Origin of the sequence: Actinokineospora enzanensis DSM 44649, from assembly GCF_000374445.1 — a bacterium.
In the GTDB taxonomy this organism is placed as follows: Bacteria; Actinomycetota; Actinomycetes; order Mycobacteriales; family Pseudonocardiaceae; genus Actinokineospora; species Actinokineospora enzanensis.
Genome location: NZ_KB894463.1, coordinates 1 through 17,947, shown reverse-complemented (window position 1 = coordinate 17,947; position 17,947 = coordinate 1). Strand labels below are relative to the sequence as shown.

Below are 17,947 nucleotides of genomic sequence, written 5' to 3'. Positions count from 1 at the left end.
GAACGCGAGACCCGCGACAAGCAGATGCGCGACGAGCGCGATCAACGCGACACCGAACGCCGAGCCGAGATCGCCGCACGCGACACACAACGAACCGCAGACGCCGCCGCACGCGACGCCGACCGCCGCCGGGCACGGCTTGAACAGCTCAGCGAACGTGCCGAACGAGCACGCCGAGGGGTCAACGACGCCATCCACGACCTCACCGAAGCCGAGCGCCACCTAGCGTTTCTCCGGTCGCAGTCGGACACCGCCAAGCGTGACCACGACCAAGCACGAGGAACGAGCGCACCAGAGTGGGAGATCCGCCGACTGCGCGACACCGCCCACCGCGCGGCAGAACAAGCCCGCCAAGGCGCGGCCACCGTCGAGAAGGTGAGCAGGCGCGTCGAGACGACGACCGCGGAGTACGACCGCGCGGTGAACGCCTTCACCCAGGCCCAAGCCGAGTACGACGAATCCCTTACCACCCCGGACGCCGAAGCCCCGGACGCCGAGTTCCGCACCACCGATCCAGAAGCCGCAGAAGCCGTCGAAGCAGCGAAACGGGTAGTCGTGCCGGACACTCCTCGCACCACCGGCCCCACCACTAACTCCCCCGACCCCCGACCCGCCGCCGCCCCGGACAGGACCCACACCGACGAGCGTCGGAAGTCCCGATGAACACCGGACGCTCCGCCGCCAACGACGCCAGCAAGGTCCTCTCCCCCGGCGCCAACTCCACCAAGCCGCCGACGAACACCAGCGCCGACGCCAACGAAACCGAGACGCGCCTTGCCCGGCTCGAAGGCGACGTCAAGGCACTCCAGGTGACGGTCCGCACCCTCGAACAGCGGCTGCGCAAAGCGGAACGAACGCCCAAGGCCGGGTGATGCAGCCCGCATCAACAACGCGGCGAACCGCCTCCATGCTTGCCGGTGAGCACCCACGCTCACCGGCAAGCCTCCACTCCCCCAGGTCCCGTACGGTGCTCCTGTGAACTTGAGTCACGGCAGGGGGCGCTGATGGCCACCAACCACCGGCCGGTATCCGATTGGGCCGACGGAGAAGGGCAGGACGGGCGTCCGCAGTGGGGCTTTGAAGAATCGGTGCGGATGTGGGGAGACCTCCACCGAGCCCCGCTAGCGGACTGCCTGACCGCAGCAGGCGCGATCCTGGCCGAATACGCCACCCGCCCGGTCGCCAACCTGGAACGGGCTGTCGGCAGTCGCCCCGACACCGGTCCCACCCTCCCCCTCGACCAGGTCGTCCTGCTCACGGCAGCGATCTATCAGGCGGGTGTCGACCACGCGAGCCGCTTGATGGCTGAACGTGACTCCCTGCAATCGGTCTTCGACGTCGATGTCAGCGACGTGGTGGCCATCCTGGAATCCGACGATCTTGCCTGGGCGCTCACCACCTTGGAACCCGGACACCCCGCCCCCGCCTACCACGACCCGCGAAGCAGCAACGTGACCGAACTCCTCGCTGCCGTGCGCGCCAACGGGCGTACACCGCAATGGCAGCAACTGCGGGAGACGACGCTGGCGATACTGATCGAGATAGCCAATCGGAACACCCGATCGAGACGGCGCCCGCTGCAACACCTCGCGAGCCTGTTTCACCACTGGGGAACGATGGAGTGGTACGACACCTTCCCCGACCCGCCGCGGCCCCGCTGAACCGCCATGCAGAACTTCTTCACCCCGCAACGGGTCTGGTCACAGCGTCAACTGCCGCACATCTACTACCTGCCGGCACCCGGCGCCCTCAATCCACTGACCACCGCCTACGCCCCCGTCCTGACCAACTCCCCAGCGCTGACACCGGTGCCGGTGGACTGGCTGCACGCCACCCTCGTCAAGATCCGCAGCACGATCCCCCTCCACGCGCGAGACGAGCTCGTCGCCGCTCTTACCGCGACCGCAGGCACCCAACCCGTCATGACCATGACCGCCGGACCGGCGATGGCCAGCCGCTCCGCTATCGTGCTCGACCTGGTGCCCGACCACCTGTGGAACCAGGTCCGCGCCGCCCTCGCAGCCACCGTGGAGACCGTGCTCGGTCCTGGCAGCACCAGCCTTGGCGAACGCCCCCACATCACTCTCGCCTACGGCCGCGCCGAAGCCGACTCAGGGCACCTGCAAAGCCGCCTCCGCCAACTAACCGATCATCGCGTCGAACTGCACATCGACAGCGCGCACCTGGTCGAGGTCACCCAACACCCGGACCTCGGGGGCTACCGCTGGGCCTCGCCGACCACTCCCCTGGCCTTCGCCACAGCGCACAACTCCCCCTGATGCAGCCTGCATCAGGGGGAGTTGATCCTCACCGTCGTGCAGCTCCGCCCGCTCGGGTTCGCGCAGCCACTCGGTTCGATGGCTAGCTCTCCACCGGAATCGGGTCCACCTCGTAGCCCGGGGATAGGACGTGCCTCGCCCGACTCGGATCGGTGCCCGACCGCGGGATGCACGCCGCGAACGGACCGGACTCCCCCAGCAGTTCCCGCAGCATCGGATCCAGGTGATCACGGTGCCAGACCGACAGACCAACCCCGCCCTCTGCGGCCAACTCGCCCCACGCGCGATGGCACGCGGCGAACCGCACCCATGCCTCCGCGTGCGCCCACCACCGGCTGCACCACCGCATTCCCGGTCGCCCAAGCGGCCGGAGATAGACCGGAAACAAGGTGGACTCCAGCCACTCCACCAACTCCCCCGGATCCCACTCCGGTTGTGGATCATCCTGATGCACGCTGCATCACTGGCCCTGCTGCGCCAGCCGATCGGCCAGCTCGCTTCTGGTCCGGGCAATCGACTCCCCCACCTGGTCGCGGAGAGGCGACTCGTAGTGCGGAACCAACCGCACCATCACCGGCCGCCTGCCGGTCACCATCACCAAAGCGGTGCCTTTCGGCAACGCGCGGACGGCATCCGGAGGAAGAAGGTCCCGCTGCTGGTTGCCGACAGTGTCCGAGCGACCACCAGCGCCGTGAGTGGTCGTCCGGTGCGCGACCTCGTGCTGACCCACGTGCATGGAGATCCGCCGCGTCAGCGCATCGTCGTCAATCCCGGCACCGAACACCTTCACGGTCACCGCACCGAACATCATCTCCATCCCGTTACGTCCCCACACCCGTTCCCCTTGAGCCCACGACTGCAAGATCGCCGTGATCGAGACGCCGATCGACCCCGAGAAGGAGACCACCTTGGGCAGCCTGTCCCAGGGCGCGATGTTCCCAACCTCGTCCAAAACGGCCGTGATCGGCACCGGCAACCGCCCGCCGTGCCGCTCAGCCTCCGCTTGCCCAGCGTCGAAGAGCTGATCCAGAAAGCCCGCCAGCAAAGGAGACGCAGCACCGGCGGTGTCCCGCGACATGAGGTACACGGTGTCGGTGGACACGACGAAGGCGTCCATATCGAACTGCGGCAACCCCGCTTGCGGCGTCACCCAAGCGAGAATCCGGGGATTTCGCAGGCAACTCGCGCCCGTCCGTGCCGTCTGGAACACGCTGTCCCGCGTCTCCGGATGGAGGTTGATCACGTTGCGCAGGCCCTCTGCCACAGGCCCGTAGTCCGCCTCGTCCAGCAGCCGCACCGGGTAGTCGTCGGTGGAACTGTTCAACCACCGCCACACCTCGCGTAGCGACTCCCCCTCGAGCGCGGCCGCCAGGAAAAACGCGGACAACACATCCGCCGCCGCGTTCGCCCAGAAGGGATCGCCGCCGTTCGGCGCGATGGCTTGCGTGAACTGCGCCGCGAGCTGCCGCGCCGACTCGTCATCGCGAACCTTCTGCAGCGGGTTCCACCAGAACTCCTGGACGGAGTGAGCGACCTGCTGAGGGTCGAACCGCCACACCCGACCCACCCGCGACCGGGGCAGCCAGGTCGCGGCGAAGAGATCCGGCTTGTTCGCCGTGCCAACAGCGGGACCAGGCGCGGCCAGCATTCGCGGGATCGCCCGCGCGGTCGTCTTCCCCGACCGCGGAGCCATGAACGCCACCTCCACGTCCTCCCAACCCACGAACACCTCGGGACCGGACGGCAACACCACCCCCAGCACGTCCGGACCCACCGGACGCCCGGAGACCCGAGCGGCCAATCCGGGATGCAACCGAGCCGTCTCGCGCTCACGGCTCCGGGCGTCCATGCCGCTCACGTCCGCGACGGCGTTCACCGCCTCGACCGCGGCCCTCTGCCGCCGAGCCCGGAGCCGCCGCCTCAGCGGTGATGCAGCACGCATCACCACGACAGCGACCGCGCACAGCAACACAGCGAACAACGCGAAGGTCAAGGCTCGCCGGCCCCCAGGCTGGTCGACTACCAGCGCCGCCAGCGGGCCGATACCCCACCGAAAAGCGGGAACCTCTCCCCCGGACACCACCGCCGAACCCGCTTCCGCGCACCACAGCAGCCCGGCGACCGCCTCGAGCGCGACGACCAACCCGAGAGCCGACCAGGCCAGCACAACGTCGTCACGTAGCTCCCCCGTGCTCACTGCCGCCACGCCTGGTCGGTGTCGTGGAAACGGCGTTCGGCAGCGGCAAGCCTCATCCGGACCGGCAGGCCCAAGCGCTCCCGGGCCTTGATCATGAACTGCCCACGACCAGGATGCTGACTGCCGGCGCTCCACGTCGGAGGAGCGGCCCACGACCTGATCAGCGCCATCTCGTCGGGGCTCAGCGGCACGATCGACGCCAACGCGTCCAATTCGGACTGTGGCTGTGCGGCCACGACGGCTATCGCGCAGCGCGCGACCATGCCCTTGGCCTTCGCCCGGTCCTCCTCCGTGGGCAGCGCTCGGAAGTCATCGAGCGAGTGCGTGGCCAGGATCGACTGCACCCCCCGATGGCGGCCCAGCCGAGTCACCTGGTCGGTCAGCTCCACCATGCCCGCGCCCGCGCGCAGTACGCGCCAGTGCTCATCGAACACCTGAACCCAGGTCCTCCGCCTGCCCGACTCCTGCCCCGCGTCGATCAACGCGGCGGACCACCCCCAGGCCGCCAGCATCGCGACGGCCACGGCGGTGTCCTCGGCATCGGACGTCAGGCGGGACAGGTCCAAGCAGACGCCCGGTGTGTCAGCGTCGATGCTGAACGTCGACTGCCCAGCGAAAAGACCCGCCAGAGGCCCCCGCAGCAGAAGCTGTAGCCGAACAAGCAGCGGCCGCAGCAGCCGCGCCAGCTCGACCTCGTCGGCCGCGTGCATCGCGGCCCGCACCTCCTCCGGAGCCTCACGCAAGATCGTCACCAGGTCCGCCAGAGTCGGAGTGTCAGCTGGCCGTCGACGGGCGTGCAGCTCGTAGGCCAACGCCAACCCGAGCCGTTCGGCATCATCGAGGGGGCGACCCGACGCGATGGTCAACCCGCCTTCCGTCAAGGTCAGAGCCCGCGACTGGATCTCTTTCCGAAGTCGATCCTGTTCGGCGGCAGGAACCTCATCGACCACGCTTCCGAGCGGTCCCGGGTCGAGCAGGTTGATTCGGTGGAGCCCGCGGCCCAGGGTGACGCACGTTCCCCCCAGCGCCTCCACGAGCGCCCGGTGCTCTCCCTTGGTGTCGGCCGGGACCAAGACGCCGGTCCCGAAGGCAGACAAGCCCCACATCAGGCGTCTCGCAATGGTCGACTTGCCGGTGCCCGGCTCGCCGGTCAGGTAGATCCCGGTGTTCGTCACCAGCCCGGATCGAAGCCATTCCCCGGCGTCCAGGCCGACCGGCTCCAGCGTGAACTGGTGCTGCCCGACCGGAACCCCCGGCGGAGCCCCCGCCGACAACACGAACGGGTAGAGGCCCGCGAGCTGGCTGGTCGGCGCGACCCAGCGAGCCAGCCCAGGCGTGAACGGTGAACGCCCCGCACCAGGTTTGCGCCAGCCCAACGCGGGAGGCACGGGCTTGTCCCGGGCGGTACGCCACTCGGCAGGCAGGTCGGCTTCCGGCTGCGCGGTCATCTGCTGCGCCGCGAACCGCGCCAAGGTCTCCCCCGCGAGCGCGTCCGCCTTGCGCACGGCGTCGACGGCCGCGGAGTCCGGTGATGCAGCCTGCATCACCGGAGCCTCCCCCGAGTTGGTCCGGGCCCTCACTTCGCTGGCCCTGGGGTGCGCGCGGCGAGTTCGTAGGGATCGACCCCCACACCCATCGCGGCGGTGAAACCCAGCAGTTGCGCCCCGAACAGGCGCACCAAGCGCAGCCGACAACCTCGAGCTCTGGTCTCCACGTCGGCACACGCCGCCGCCAACTCGTCCCGATCGGTCACCGTCACCGTCACCACGATGCCCGGCTCCCCCAGGCCGGCGCCCCGCGCTTGCTCCACCGCCGTGGCCGTGGCCAGTGCCGAATCCAGTTGCTCCCGCACCGAGTAGTCGCGCCTGGTCTTCCTCGCGGCCACGCTGCGCACGGACGCGGCGTTCAGCTCCGCATCCACCACCGCCGCCGCGACAGCGGCCGGGTACGGCCGATAGAGCAGAGCAACCCGCCGAGGCCATTTACCCGGTGCAACCAGCCGCCGAAGTACGTCATGGCGCACCCGAGAGGCAGGAAGATCCCTTAACGCGTAGGTCACCGACCAGCCTGAATCGTGCTGGAGGTGGTCCCACTCCTCGACCATCGCCTGCGGCCCAGCCTGCTGCCAACTCAGCGCGGCTTCCCCGTCGAGCTCACGCTCGATCTGCCCGCGGGTCCCGGGATCGAACGCGGCCCGCATCCGCGCCGCCGTCCACGCGGGGGTGGCTCGCCCCAACACGCTCACGCCGCCGCCGTTGAGGGAATCGGTAAGCCCCGCCACCGTCACCGAGGCCTCAGCCACCGCCTCCTGCATGGTGGTCGGGGAGCCCGGCAGCCGACGAGGGTCGAGGGTGATCGCCAGCCACTGGTGCACCTCCGAGGTCTGGCCCGGCAACTCCTCCAACACGCCGTCCATGAGCTCCCGGGCAACCGGAGGTGCGTTGTCGGCGACGTGCGCCAGGACGTAGTCCCGCACTCGTGAGCCTGCCGATGGGGCGGTCTCGACCACGACGGCCACCGACCGGATCCCGGCGACGTGGCCCAGATTCGCCTGCCAAGAACCCCAGCTCTCCACCCACGAGTCCGCGTCCTGGGGCCGTGCGAGAAGCGTCCCGGTCGAGGAGAGCCGCACCTGGGAAGTCAGGCAGCCGGACCTCCGGTCCCACAACCATGAGACCCGCGATCCGTTCACCTGCTGCGCGGCCAGCAGTTCCACCGGCGCCAGCGGCCCAGGGAGGTAGGTCGGTCCCGGCAGCTTGCTCACCAGCTCGGACCGGTAAGTCGTCATGCCACGGCGGTAAGCGCGCGCCCAGAGCCAGCGTCGTGCGAGAAGGACCACGACCGGCGTGCCCCCGGACCGGATCAGCACCGCAGCGGCCACCAGCCCACCGGGGACCAAGGCGACGAGACCGGCCGTCCAGCTAAAGAGGCCGATCAACAGCGGCAGGCACACCGCCGTCATGACTGCGGCCAGGTGCCCACCGGGCAGGCCCATCACCTCGAACCCGCGTCTCCTCCGCCAATCCCCAAACGTCGGCACTTCAACCCCCTAGATCGACTGGAAGGCTGATGCAGGCTGCATCAGCGTCACCGCGAAGATCGGCGTGCTTCACGAGGAAGGGCGGTCCGGACCGGTGTCGGTCGCGTCCTCCGCCGCGCTCTTGGTGCTTTCGTGAACGCGTTGCGCCACCGCGACGGCGGGATGCGCTCCCGCCGCTTCACCGCCCGCCGCTCCCCCACCGCCGGACGCGGGTTTGTCCGCCCCGCCAGCGCCAGCGGTCCCACCGCCTCCAGCGGTCCCACCGCCTCCAGCGGCCCCACCGCCGACCCCGGGGGGCTGCGCCCCGCCTTCTCCTCCGCCCGCACCGGATTCCGCCGGTGCCGGAGGTCCGGCTGCACCGGCAGAGCCCGGACCCTGACCGGAGTCGGCAGGGCGGTCAGCGCCTTGGCCTCCCTGCAACGAGCCTGCCCCGCCCGGGGCCATCTCGCGGGCGTGTTGACCGGCCAGGCCGCCATCGTTGGGGCCGCCTCCACCGCCAGCACCACCACCGCCTCCACCCGCACCCGCCGTGCCTCCGCCACCGTCCGCACCGGCGGCACCGCCACCGTCCCCACCGCGCCGCAGCATCAGCAGGCCGCCCAGGCCAGCGGCGGCCGCGAGGCCGCCACCTCCGGACGCGGCCATCGACGGAGCCCAGGCGAACAACTTGACCAGCACCGGAAAGGCGACCACGGCCATGATCAAAATGACGGTCCCCTGCAACAGGGTCATCAACGTCTTGCCCTCGGAGATCGTCAGGATGCCCTCTGCGTAGACCGTCGCGCCGATCGGCTTGTAGAAGATGATCGCGCAGCTCCATCCGATGATCTTGTTGCGCGAGTCGCTGCGCCCCTGCACCACCGACGCGGCGGCCGCCATCGGCAGCGCGCCAGCCATCACCACCAACGCAGCCATCCGGAACAGCATCAACATCCACTGAATGAAGGCGATCACGATGCACAGCAGCGAGATCATGATGATCCCGAAGGCCCCGCTGTAGCTGGACATCGCGGCAACGGCGAAGCGATCACCGAGGCTGGTCCCGCTCTTGCTCAGGATCCACGAACTGTAGGAATCTCCGGCAGCCTGCAAGGCCGCGAGGATGCCCACCCCGGCCGCGGTCACGATGATGAAGCTGAACAGGTTCGCGGCCAGGTGAACCAGCGGCTCACCCTTGCGTGCCAGGGCGGTCTTCGCGCCAGCGAGGATCACGCCGAGGGTCAGCATGATCAAGGTCAACGGCATCGTGTAGGACTGGACCGTCCGGATCGCGGGTGAGGCGAAGTCGACGGAGCCGTTGTACGTCCACCACGTCAACGACGCGGTGATCAACTGCCCGGCCGACTGTCCGGCAGACTTTGCCGCGCCTTCCAAGACGTCTCCGGCCACGGCCTCCACACCCATGCCGATCAGGTCGCCTGTCCACTCGAGGACCTGGCATCCACCCAGCGATAAGACGTTCGCCCAGACCGCGCACATTGCTTCCCCCTTGACGCCGCAGCGGCGTTCCTGATCCGTCAGTGGGTGATGCAGCCTGCATCACCGTTGGGCTAGCGGTTGGCCAGCCGTTGACCCGGCATGGCCGAGAACCCCGGCGGGATCTCCTTGACCTGCTCCCCCGCGCCCGTCGGCACGACGAGCTTCCAGTCGTCCCCCACCCACCGGACGTGAAGCGGTCCCGTGATCAGCGCCGTCAAGGACGGATTGGTGGGGTTCGCCACGCGCGCCAGGATGCTGAGCCGCACATCGTCGGCGGTGCTTCCCGGATCGAGCCGATACCCGATGATCAACGGAGCCGCCCCGCCGCCTCGCAACTCCTGATAGTTTCCGGCGATGGCGGTGTAGTAGCGCTCAACGTCTCCGGTCGTCTGCGTTCTGATCGTGGGGCCGAACACTTCCTCCCCGCCCGCCATCCCGGAGGTACGGGTCGAGATGTGCACAGCGGCCAGCACCGCGCCTTGAGGGGTATGGGCAAAGCCCCGCGCCAAGTCCCCGTTCTCCCGGGGGCCATGAGTTCTCGACACGGGCACCTGGGCACCGTGAACCCAGTACCAAGTGACCTCGCCCCATTCCAGCCCCGACACCGGCGGTGACCCGGTCGGCGCCGGAGTGGAGGCCGACTCCCGGTCGGAATCGGCGTAGACCAAGGCCGCGATTGCCAGCCCCGCGAACACCAGCACGAGCAGCAGCAGCACTACCGGCCAGCGACGCCACCGCGGCGTACGCGCGTCCCACGTCATCGCGCGCTCACCCGCCCAACAGACCGGTGACGATCCCGGCCCCACCAGCGATGATCAACGCACCGGCGATCACCCAGGGCACGCCGATCATGCCCTGAGCAGCCATCTCACTGCGGTTTCGCCGCCCGACCGCCATCATGATCGCGCACATGATCAGGCCCACGAAGATGGCCAACATGCCACCCCACTTCATCCAGCTCACGATCGAGTTGCCGAAGTTCTCCAACCCGGGAGGTGGTGCTGGGGGCGGGTCCGGGACGTTGTATCCGGGCTGATTCATCGACGCCTCCTCTTCTGTGCGGGAATCGGTGCGAGACCGAATACCGCCCGCAGTTCGTTCACTGCCTCCCAAGCCCCGCCCACGGGAGGAGTCAGCCCCCCGGGACTCGCGCACGCGCGCCAAGCGGGGATGTACGGCAGCGTGCGGACCTCTCGCGTCAAAGGACGCAGCATCGTCAGCAACGCCCGCGCGTCCGCAGGCGGACGTCCCCGCCCGTCGCTCACCACCACCAGCACGGGACGACCCGCCAACGTGGTGAGCGCTTGGCGCGCCCTTTCCATGGCCTGCATCGACACGCCGGTGATCAACGCCGTCCCCGCGGGCAACGGGGAAGACCAGTCAGCACGCCACACTCCGGCGTCAAACCCATCGAGCATCCGGGCAACGGCCGAGGTGCCGACCCCGCCCGCCGCCCCCACGACGACCACGCGCCCCGGTGATGCAGGCTGCATCACCGGCACCGGTCGACTCCGCGAAGTCATGCCGCCCCCACCCGCACCGCCATGGGCATCAACCCGGGGCCGTCCGCGCTGTAGGGCCGCTGCCGCACCGTGAGCCCGTCTTCCGGTGCCTCGACCAACACCCCCGACGCAACCACCATCGCGACGTGGTGGATCGACGCCGGGTTGGACCGGTCATAACCCCAGAAGAGCAGGTCACCCGGCTGTGCATCCGCTACCGCGACCTGAATCGACCCAGGGGTGCTGTACTGCGCCCGGCTGGTCCTGGGCAGTGTTCGATAGGGGCCGAAGGCATAGAGCATCAGCCCCGAGCAGTCGAAGCCCGGCGACGACGATCCGCACGGAGGAGGCGACGAGCCATCCCCCGGGGTAGGGCCGGTGGACGAACCGCCCGCCCAGCAGTACGGCTTCCCGAGCTGCGTCAAGGCCCGGCGAACCACCTCGGGCAGGTTCGGACTCACACCGGCAGGTGGCGGAGCACACGGCGAAGGCAGATTGCCGACGCGGGCACGCACACCCGCGATCAACCGTTGGGCGGGCCACTCCTGCGGTGCGTAGCGATCCGGGTACGCGGACCGCTGAACGGTCTGCGCTGCAACCCCGGGCGGCATCGTCTCCCACCCGGACACCACCACGAGCGCGTCCAGGAACTTCCCCGTGGCGTAGACAGGGTCCATGATCTGCTCCGGCGTTCCCCATCCCTGGCTGGGCCGCTGCTGGAAGATCCCGAGCGAGTCACGATCCCCGGTCGGAAGGTTGTGCAGGGTCGCCTCGACCAGGCTCGTGGACACGGCGATGACCGCGGCCCGGTCCGGCAGCGAACGCTGCTGCACCACGGTAATGATCACCTGCACGGTGTTGAGCTGGTCCGCGTCGAGGTCCTGGTCGCCCAGGTGCTGAATCAGCCTGGCGTCGCACTCGGACCCCGCGCTGCCGCCGACGAACACCACGGTCGCCAGCACACCGACCACGGTGATGAACACGATGCCGAGCACCGCGCCGACAATGGCCCGCCCCAAGGTCTCAACCCCCGACGACGGCCGCGTCGACCAACCAAGTGCCCCCGGTCAGGACGACCCGGCGGTCCTCACGCCACGTGGCGGAACTAGCCCCGGTGTCGCTCTGGACCGTGCGGGTGGCGGTCACCGAAACGTGAACCGCCGAGGAGTCGCGCGGGCCGGCGGACAACTGCACCGTCCACGCCGCGCAGCTCGCCAGCTCGTGACGGTCGACGACCTGCTGGCGCCAGACCTCCGGATCCGTGACCGGAAGCGCGGCCGCAGCAGCGGACGTCATCAACCCCCGCGCGATGTGTTCCCTGTTCCCCCAGGGCTGCCGCCAATCCCACGGACACCAGGCTTGCGCCCACGCCCGAACCGCGACCACCGCAGGATGCTCGTCCGCAGTGCCCACGGGCGCCCGGCTCGAGGTGGGTGATGCGGGCTGCATCACCGCTGTGGACGTTGGCGCCGGCGGGTTCGGCGCCCCGACGGAACACCCCGCCAGCAACACGCCCGCGAAGCAGGCCACGCCACACAAGCCGATCAAGCGCATGACGCCCCCCGGTCCGCGCCGCACATCCCCCTCCCCAGGGCAATCGCGGCTCTGCTGAGTTCAGACGCACTACTCCCTAGAGCCTAGGCAAAATGGCCTAGATGTCAACTGAAGTCAGCACGAACAAACCCGGACCACAACTTGGTGGCCACCGCCCGTGATGCAGCCTGCATCAAAAGGGGCCGTGAGCTCGCCCCCTTGCGAGTCCACGGCCCCCTGGTGGTCAAGGTGGCGCTTGGCGACTACCCGATCACCGTAGGGTGGCCAGGAACAGATCGAACGTATGCGGCGACACGGAGAGGCCACCAGCCCCGATGGCCTTGGAGTCGCGCACGTCGACCTTCTGTTGACCGCGGGCCACTTCCACACAGTTCTGGTTCGGCTGACTGCTCGTGGCCTTGCGGAAAACGGGTTGGACGGTCGTCATCGGGCTCCCTGTCTCAATGGTTGGGCTACTGGTCACGGAACTCCTTTGCCACCTGACGGAGGAAAGTCCGCGAATCCTCGAAACTCAGCGCTGCGCTGGTCAGTCGCGCCCACGCGGAATCGTAGTTGTTAAGCGCCTTCTCATCGTCGTGGAAGCGAAACTCGCCCTCGTTCTCGACGTAGGCCATCTCGAGCGGCCCCGCCATGCCGCTCCACGGCATTCGCAACAGAGTGAACGTGTTATTGAAGGACACTCGACGCCCAACGGGGACTGAGAAGGGCATGATCTGTAGCATCACATGCTCACGCTGCGAAAACTGGATCAGATAATCTATCTGAACGTCCATCACCGCAGGTGAGCACCACATGCGACGGAGACAAGACTCCGACAGCACGAAGTGCACCATCGGCGGGTCGGCTCCCTCGAAGATGTCTTGACGTGCCACCCTTGCCTGGATCTGTTCGTCGCGGGAGAGGCCGTTCACCTCGGGAATGCCTTCATAGAGCGCATCAACATAAGACCGATGTTGCAAGAGCCCGGGGATCACTTCCACCTCGAACTCTCTAATTCTGTCAGCATGAGATTCGACGTCCACGCGCATACGAAGCTCTTCGCTATAAGCGCGCCGGTATCCGGTGCTCCAGAACCCGCGCTTGTGGTTCTCGTGGCGGAGGTCGAACAGCGTCGCGTGGTAATCGGGGTCGGTGAACCCCAGATGATTGGCCAAGCGCTCCAGATCACCGAGCGACATGGCGTTCTTGCCGTCCAGCACTCCAGCGATCTTCGACTGACTGGTACCGAGGATGCGCGCGACGTCGGCCTGAACCTTGCCAGCCGACCGCATCATGTACGCGATCTCCTTGCCCAGGATGTACTTCTTCGCCGTCCGACTCGTGGCCATGCCGCCGCCTGCACCCTCCGCTGTTGGTGGATCGACCGCACCAGACTCGCCCACCTGCACTACTTACAGAGCGTATCGCGCGGAACCACCCGAATGGACCCCAGGGCTAAGGTAGATAATCTACCTTAGATAACGCATGATAGCGTTGTCATAAGTTGGACATGCGGATGCTACAGGCAGCGGAGGCTGGTCAAGGAGGCACCGATGGCGGCTCTACACCCGTCGTTTTCCTGGCTTGGGACGGCGCTCGTCCCGGCCCTGGTGATAGGCCTGCTCGTGGTCGCGGCCAGGAGCAGGCCGTGACCAGGCACCCCGATCCGGCCGGTCGGACGGCGGCAGGTGATGCAGGCTGCATCACTTCGCACCCGGCACAACGACACCGCGCCCTCGCCGAACCGGTCGCCTGCCGAGGAGTCTTCCGAATTCGCAGCCACCGACTCCCCCCGCGTCCGAGCGTCCACCGCTTCCGCGGCCCCCACGCCGAGGCCGCCGGTTGGGGCGGCAAGCCCTACACCTTCGCCGTCTGCGGAGCGCCCTGCTGGCCCGGCCCCGGGGCACCCCGCTGGCCGCCGACACCCCACGACCGGGCCGACCAGATGTGCGCCGCCTGCTGGCCGAACACCGGCACCCAGAGCCCGGAATGAGCATCACCCCGCCCAACCGCCACACCCTTCGCTGGCCCGACGAGAAGGACCTGGCCAGAGCCGAGGCCGCCTTCGTCGCGGTCGCGCACGTCGGTCCGGACGACGACTTGATCCTCTCCCGCGTGCTCATCGGACTCAGAAGACTGACCTGGACGACCTGCACCACCCCACCCGGCTGATGCAGCCTGCATCAGCCGCCAAGAACCCCCTGCGACCAGCAGGTGGAACCCAGCAACAAGGAGCTACAGCATGAGCGCACCCACCCTCGCGCCCCCCGCCGCGCCGATCGCCGCCACGCCGGTCATCACCCCCGACCCGTTCGCGCTGACCTTCACGACGGTCGTCGACGTCCCGAGCGGCCAGGCCGCCGCGGCCTGCGCCACCGACGACGGCTGCGGCTCCACCTGCCCCTCCGCCTGCTCCGGCAGCTCGGTCTGACCCCACGCTCCGGGGCTGGACACCACCCAGCCCCGGAGCCTCACCCACGGATCGGAGCACGGTGAGCGCCCCCCTCTACACCCCCACCCCCGTCGCGCTGCTGCGTGCTGCGACCTCTCCCTTGGCAGCCCTCCCCCACGACTGGCCCGACCTCACCGACCTCGACTCCTGCCGCGCATGGCTCGACCGGGTGCTCGCCGACGACCAGTTCGCCACCGCCGTGACCCAGAGCACCGGCCTGGCGCACACCCTCGCCCGCCTGCACACGGACTCGATCGGCGCCAACCGGATCCGCCGAGCAACCAAGACGATCGCGCGCTTCCTCCTCCGGGCCAGCGGGCGCCCCACACCCCACAGCACCTGGGCCGGTGTCGCCCCCGTTGACTCCGGGCCCGCCGCCGTCCGCTGGGGATCCCAACACCGACTCACCGCCCGCCCGGACGCCGATTGGCTCCGCGACCTCATCACCACCCTCGAAACCTCTCCCCTCCTCGAGCACCTCACCGTCGTGCGAACCGACCTGCGCACCATCCGCGGCGACCAGGTCGAGATCCCCAACGGGCAGAACCGCGTGCAACTCGGCTACAGCCCGGCGGTGAAGTACATCGACCAGCTCACCCGCCACCCAACGCGCGTCCACGACCTCCTCGACGCGCTCACCCAACGCTTCCCCACCGGGGACCGCGCAGCCGCGCGCGCACTGGTCAACGAGCTGATCCACCACGGCCTCCTGATCACCAGCCTGCGGGCACCAAGCACCGTCACCGACCCACTCGGCCACCTGATCACCACCCTGTCCGCTGGCCACCCGGACCCCGGACCCGGCGACCTCCTCACCGACCTCACGGCGATTCACGACGCACTCACCCAGCACAACGCCGTCAACGATCCCGCCGAACGAGCCGCCCTCCGCCAAAGCCTCACCACACGAATGCGCGTCCACTCCGCAAAAGGCCGATCCCCCCTGGCCCTGGACCTCCGGCTGGACTGCGATCTCCGCATCCCCCGAACCGTCGCCCACGACGCCGCACGGGGCGCATCGGCCCTGCTCAGGCTCAGCCGCCACCCACACGGACACCCCATCTGGCGGCAGTACCACCGCCTCTTCTGCGACCGCTACGGCCTGGGCACCGTGGTACCGCTGGCCGACGTCCTGTGCCCAGCGGCAGGACTCGGGTACCCCGCCTCCTACCCCGGCAGCGGGATCCCCGAACCGATGCAGCCTGCATCACCGCGCGACAGCCGCCTGCTCGCCTTGGCCTGGTCGGCTTTCGCCGAAGGCGACCACGAGATCGTGCTCACCGAGGCCTCGCTCCGGGCGGTCACCGGCAACCCCGAGATCACCCCGCCCCCTCACGTGGAGATCGCGGTCCGCATCCAAGCGGAAAGCCTCGACGCACTCGACAACGGGACCTACACCCTGGCGATCTCGCCCGCCAGGGCCGGGGGAACCCTCACCGGCCGGTTCCTTCCCCTGACCGGGCACGACCTCGACACGGCATACGTGGACCTTCCCCCGTCGACGGCCGACGCGGTCCGCGCGCAGCTCAGCTTCGCGCCGCGCTACCCCTTCGCCGAGAACATCAGCCGCGTCCCCGCCTACCTCACCAAAGTGCTCCCCCTCGGCGAGCACCCAACCGCCGCGACCACGGACCCGATCGAGCTGGGCGACCTGGCGGTCACCGCCACCCGCGACCGGCTGCACCTCGTCAGCGCCAGCTCGAGCCGGGTCGTGGAACCCGAGGTCCTCCACGCACTCGCACTCGACAAACAGCCCCCGGTGATCGTGCGCTTCCTGGCCCACCTGTCGCGCGGCTACGACACGACGTGGACCCGCCTCGACTGGGGGCCAGCCGCCGCGGACCTCCCCTTCCTGCCTCGAGTGCGGTTCGCCAACTGCGTGCTCGCTCCCGCTCGCTGGCGGATCACCGGCGCCGACCTCCCACCCGCACAGGCGGATCTTGATGCAGCCTGCATCACCGTCGACAACTGGCGCCGGAAATGGCGTTGCCCCATAACCGTCGAGCTGCACGACGACGACCGACCACTCCGCCTGACCCTCTCCATCCCCGCCCACGTCGCCCTTCTCCGCGACCACGTCGAGCAGCACGGCCACGCCGACCTGACCGAAGCCGTGCAAGGCGCCGACCTCGGATGGCTCGGCCACGCACACGAGATCGCCATCCCGCTGCGCTCCAGCCGCCCCTCGGCACCGCACCCCGTACTCACCACCGCACCCCGGCTCACCAACCGCGGCGGTCAGCTCCCCGCCGCCCCGGACGCCCGATGGCTCTCGATCAAGGTCTTCACCCACCCCGAGCGAATGAATCACCTCATCAGCAACCACATCCCCGCTCTGCTTCGCGCTCTCGGCGGCGACCCCTCGTGGTGGTTCATCCGCTACCGCAGTGAGCACGAGGCCGACCACCTCCGCCTCCGGATCCCGTCCTCCCCCGGCAACCTCGACCGCACCGCCCGATGGGCAAGCCATCTGCACGACCACGGGCTCACCGGCCGCGTCACCTTCGACACCTACCACCCGGAATCCGGGCGGTACGGGGAGGGCCAGGCCCTCGACGCCGCCGAGCAGGTGTTCGCAGCCGACTCCATCGTGGCCTTCCACATCCTCGATCAACTCGCCCAGGTCCCGCCCCCCGCGCTCGCGGCCGCGGGCATGATCCACACAGCCCGCGACTTCCTCGGGCCGACGTCCGGGGCGCGGTGGCTGACCAGCCGCCGCCCGGTGATGCAGGCTGCATCACCGGCACGCCTGGACCCGGCACTGGTGGTCGCCACCACCACCCTCTCGCGGGTCGACCCCACCACTCCCCCGCCCGAGTGGTCCGACGCCCTCGCTCGAGCATGGCGTGAACGTGGTCGACTGCTTCGTCAGTACGCTGGCACCCTCCCCGGGCCATCCACGGACAACGCCTTGGAGTCCCTGCTGCACATGCACCACAACCGCGTTGTCGGCGTCGACCCCGACAACGAACACCTCGCACGCCGCCTCGCACGCCAGGTGATGCAGGCCGCCCAAGCCCGGTGCGAGGTATGACGTGATCCCCGACGCCCTCACGCTGCCCCCCGCCGAAGCACCGTCGCCTCACTGGCATCAAGACCTCGCGGTCGGCGCCCCCGGGATCGTCCTCCTGCACGCCGAACGCGCACGCGTCACGGGAGACGACCACACCCTGCACCGTTGGGTCAGCGCGATGATGGCAAGCCCTCTACACGCCCACCAGCGCACCGGCCTCTACCAGGGCGCTCCCGCCGCGGTCCACGCTCTCCACGCAGCCACCTGCCCCGGTCAACCCACCCACCAGGCCTACACCACCGCGTCCGCCGCCCTCGAACACCAAGTCGCCCAGCTCATCCGCGACCGCCTGGCCCAAGCGGACGACCGCCTTGCCCGAGGTGAGCTCCCCACCTTCCGCGAGTTCGACCTCATCAGCGGCCTGACCGGTCTCGGTGTCCTCCTGGTCCATC

Annotated in this window: 19 protein-coding genes; 8 read left to right on the top strand and 11 right to left on the bottom strand. The window is 69.0% G+C overall.

The window, feature by feature from the left end; genetic code table 11:
• Window positions 1-222, bottom strand: a 222-nt coding sequence (locus tag C503_RS0136170; protein ID WP_026317056.1) for a hypothetical protein, incomplete at its 3' end; no start/stop codon positions are given.
• Between the two features lie 153 nt (window positions 223-375).
• Here C503_RS0136170 and C503_RS0136165 point away from each other — a divergent pair.
• From C503_RS0136165 to C503_RS0136150, 4 genes are all read left to right on the top strand, one after another.
• Window positions 376-663 carry a hypothetical protein gene (locus C503_RS0136165; protein ID WP_018687098.1) on the top strand — a complete coding sequence of 96 codons (288 nt, stop codon included), beginning with the start codon at window positions 376-378 and terminating at the stop codon, window positions 661-663.
• Window positions 660-872 (top strand): hypothetical protein, encoded by a 213-nt coding sequence (locus C503_RS0136160; RefSeq protein ID WP_018687097.1) that lies wholly within the window; start codon window positions 660-662, stop codon window positions 870-872. The genes C503_RS0136165 and C503_RS0136160 overlap by 4 nt, the downstream gene beginning before the upstream one ends.
• 132 nt (window positions 873-1,004) lie before the next feature.
• Window positions 1,005-1,661, top strand: a complete 657-nt coding sequence (locus C503_RS0136155; protein WP_156893769.1) for a hypothetical protein — start codon at window positions 1,005-1,007, stop codon at window positions 1,659-1,661.
• A gap of 6 nt (window positions 1,662-1,667) precedes the next feature.
• The gene (locus tag C503_RS0136150) at window positions 1,668-2,279 is read left to right on the top strand and encodes a 2'-5' RNA ligase family protein (RefSeq protein ID WP_018687095.1); all 612 of its coding nucleotides are present in this window, start codon (window positions 1,668-1,670) and stop codon (window positions 2,277-2,279) included.
• Window positions 2,280-2,361: 82 nt separating this feature from the next.
• Here C503_RS0136150 and C503_RS49035 read toward each other — a convergent pair whose 3' ends face one another.
• The 10 genes from C503_RS49035 to C503_RS0136090 form a co-directional block, all read right to left on the bottom strand.
• On the bottom strand, window positions 2,362-2,688 hold the full coding sequence (locus tag C503_RS49035) for a DUF4913 domain-containing protein (RefSeq protein ID WP_425393551.1): 327 nt from the start codon (window positions 2,686-2,688) through the stop codon (window positions 2,362-2,364).
• 51 nt (window positions 2,689-2,739) lie between these two features.
• A complete protein-coding gene (locus C503_RS42250; RefSeq protein WP_156893768.1) occupies window positions 2,740-4,476 on the bottom strand; it encodes a type IV secretory system conjugative DNA transfer family protein in 1,737 nt (578 codons plus the stop codon).
• On the bottom strand, window positions 4,473-6,023 hold the full coding sequence (locus C503_RS42245) for an ATP-binding protein (RefSeq protein WP_018687092.1): 1,551 nt from the start codon (window positions 6,021-6,023) through the stop codon (window positions 4,473-4,475). The genes C503_RS42250 and C503_RS42245 overlap by 4 nt, the downstream gene beginning before the upstream one ends.
• 29 nt (window positions 6,024-6,052) lie before the next feature.
• A complete protein-coding gene (locus C503_RS46540; RefSeq protein WP_342663436.1) occupies window positions 6,053-7,516 on the bottom strand; it encodes an SCO6880 family protein in 1,464 nt (487 codons plus the stop codon).
• Window positions 7,517-7,585: 69 nt separating this feature from the next.
• Entirely contained in the window at window positions 7,586-8,995 is a 1,410-nt protein-coding gene (locus C503_RS0136125) for a hypothetical protein (protein ID WP_018687090.1), read from the bottom strand.
• 71 nt (window positions 8,996-9,066) lie between these two features.
• A complete protein-coding gene (locus tag C503_RS43955) occupies window positions 9,067-9,711 on the bottom strand; it encodes a DUF8175 domain-containg protein (RefSeq protein WP_018687089.1) in 645 nt (214 codons plus the stop codon).
• 52 nt (window positions 9,712-9,763) lie between these two features.
• The gene (locus tag C503_RS0136115) at window positions 9,764-10,036 is read right to left on the bottom strand and encodes a hypothetical protein (protein ID WP_026317055.1); all 273 of its coding nucleotides are present in this window, start codon (window positions 10,034-10,036) and stop codon (window positions 9,764-9,766) included.
• Between the two features lie 478 nt (window positions 10,037-10,514).
• Window positions 10,515-11,516 carry a C40 family peptidase gene (locus C503_RS42230; protein WP_156893765.1) on the bottom strand — a complete coding sequence of 334 codons (1,002 nt, stop codon included), beginning with the start codon at window positions 11,514-11,516 and terminating at the stop codon, window positions 10,515-10,517.
• Window positions 11,517-12,301: 785 nt separating this feature from the next.
• The gene (locus tag C503_RS45410; protein ID WP_018687085.1) at window positions 12,302-12,478 is read right to left on the bottom strand and encodes a DUF397 domain-containing protein; all 177 of its coding nucleotides are present in this window, start codon (window positions 12,476-12,478) and stop codon (window positions 12,302-12,304) included.
• 25 nt (window positions 12,479-12,503) lie between these two features.
• Entirely contained in the window at window positions 12,504-13,439 is a 936-nt protein-coding gene (locus C503_RS0136090) for a helix-turn-helix domain-containing protein (protein ID WP_245572675.1), read from the bottom strand.
• 580 nt (window positions 13,440-14,019) lie between these two features.
• On the opposite strand from C503_RS0136090, the gene C503_RS0136085 reads away from it, so the two are divergent.
• The 4 genes from C503_RS0136085 to C503_RS0136070 all read left to right on the top strand — a co-directional run.
• A complete protein-coding gene (locus C503_RS0136085) occupies window positions 14,020-14,202 on the top strand; it encodes a hypothetical protein (RefSeq protein WP_018687082.1) in 183 nt (60 codons plus the stop codon).
• Between the two features lie 70 nt (window positions 14,203-14,272).
• A complete protein-coding gene (locus C503_RS0136080; protein WP_018687081.1) occupies window positions 14,273-14,461 on the top strand; it encodes an FxLD family lanthipeptide in 189 nt (62 codons plus the stop codon).
• 61 nt (window positions 14,462-14,522) lie between these two features.
• Window positions 14,523-17,516 carry a lantibiotic dehydratase gene (locus tag C503_RS0136075; protein WP_018687080.1) on the top strand — a complete coding sequence of 998 codons (2,994 nt, stop codon included), beginning with the start codon at window positions 14,523-14,525 and terminating at the stop codon, window positions 17,514-17,516.
• 1 nt (window position 17,517) lies between these two features.
• On the top strand, window positions 17,518-17,947 hold a 430-nt coding region (locus C503_RS0136070; RefSeq protein ID WP_018687079.1), incomplete at its 3' end, for a lanthionine synthetase LanC family protein.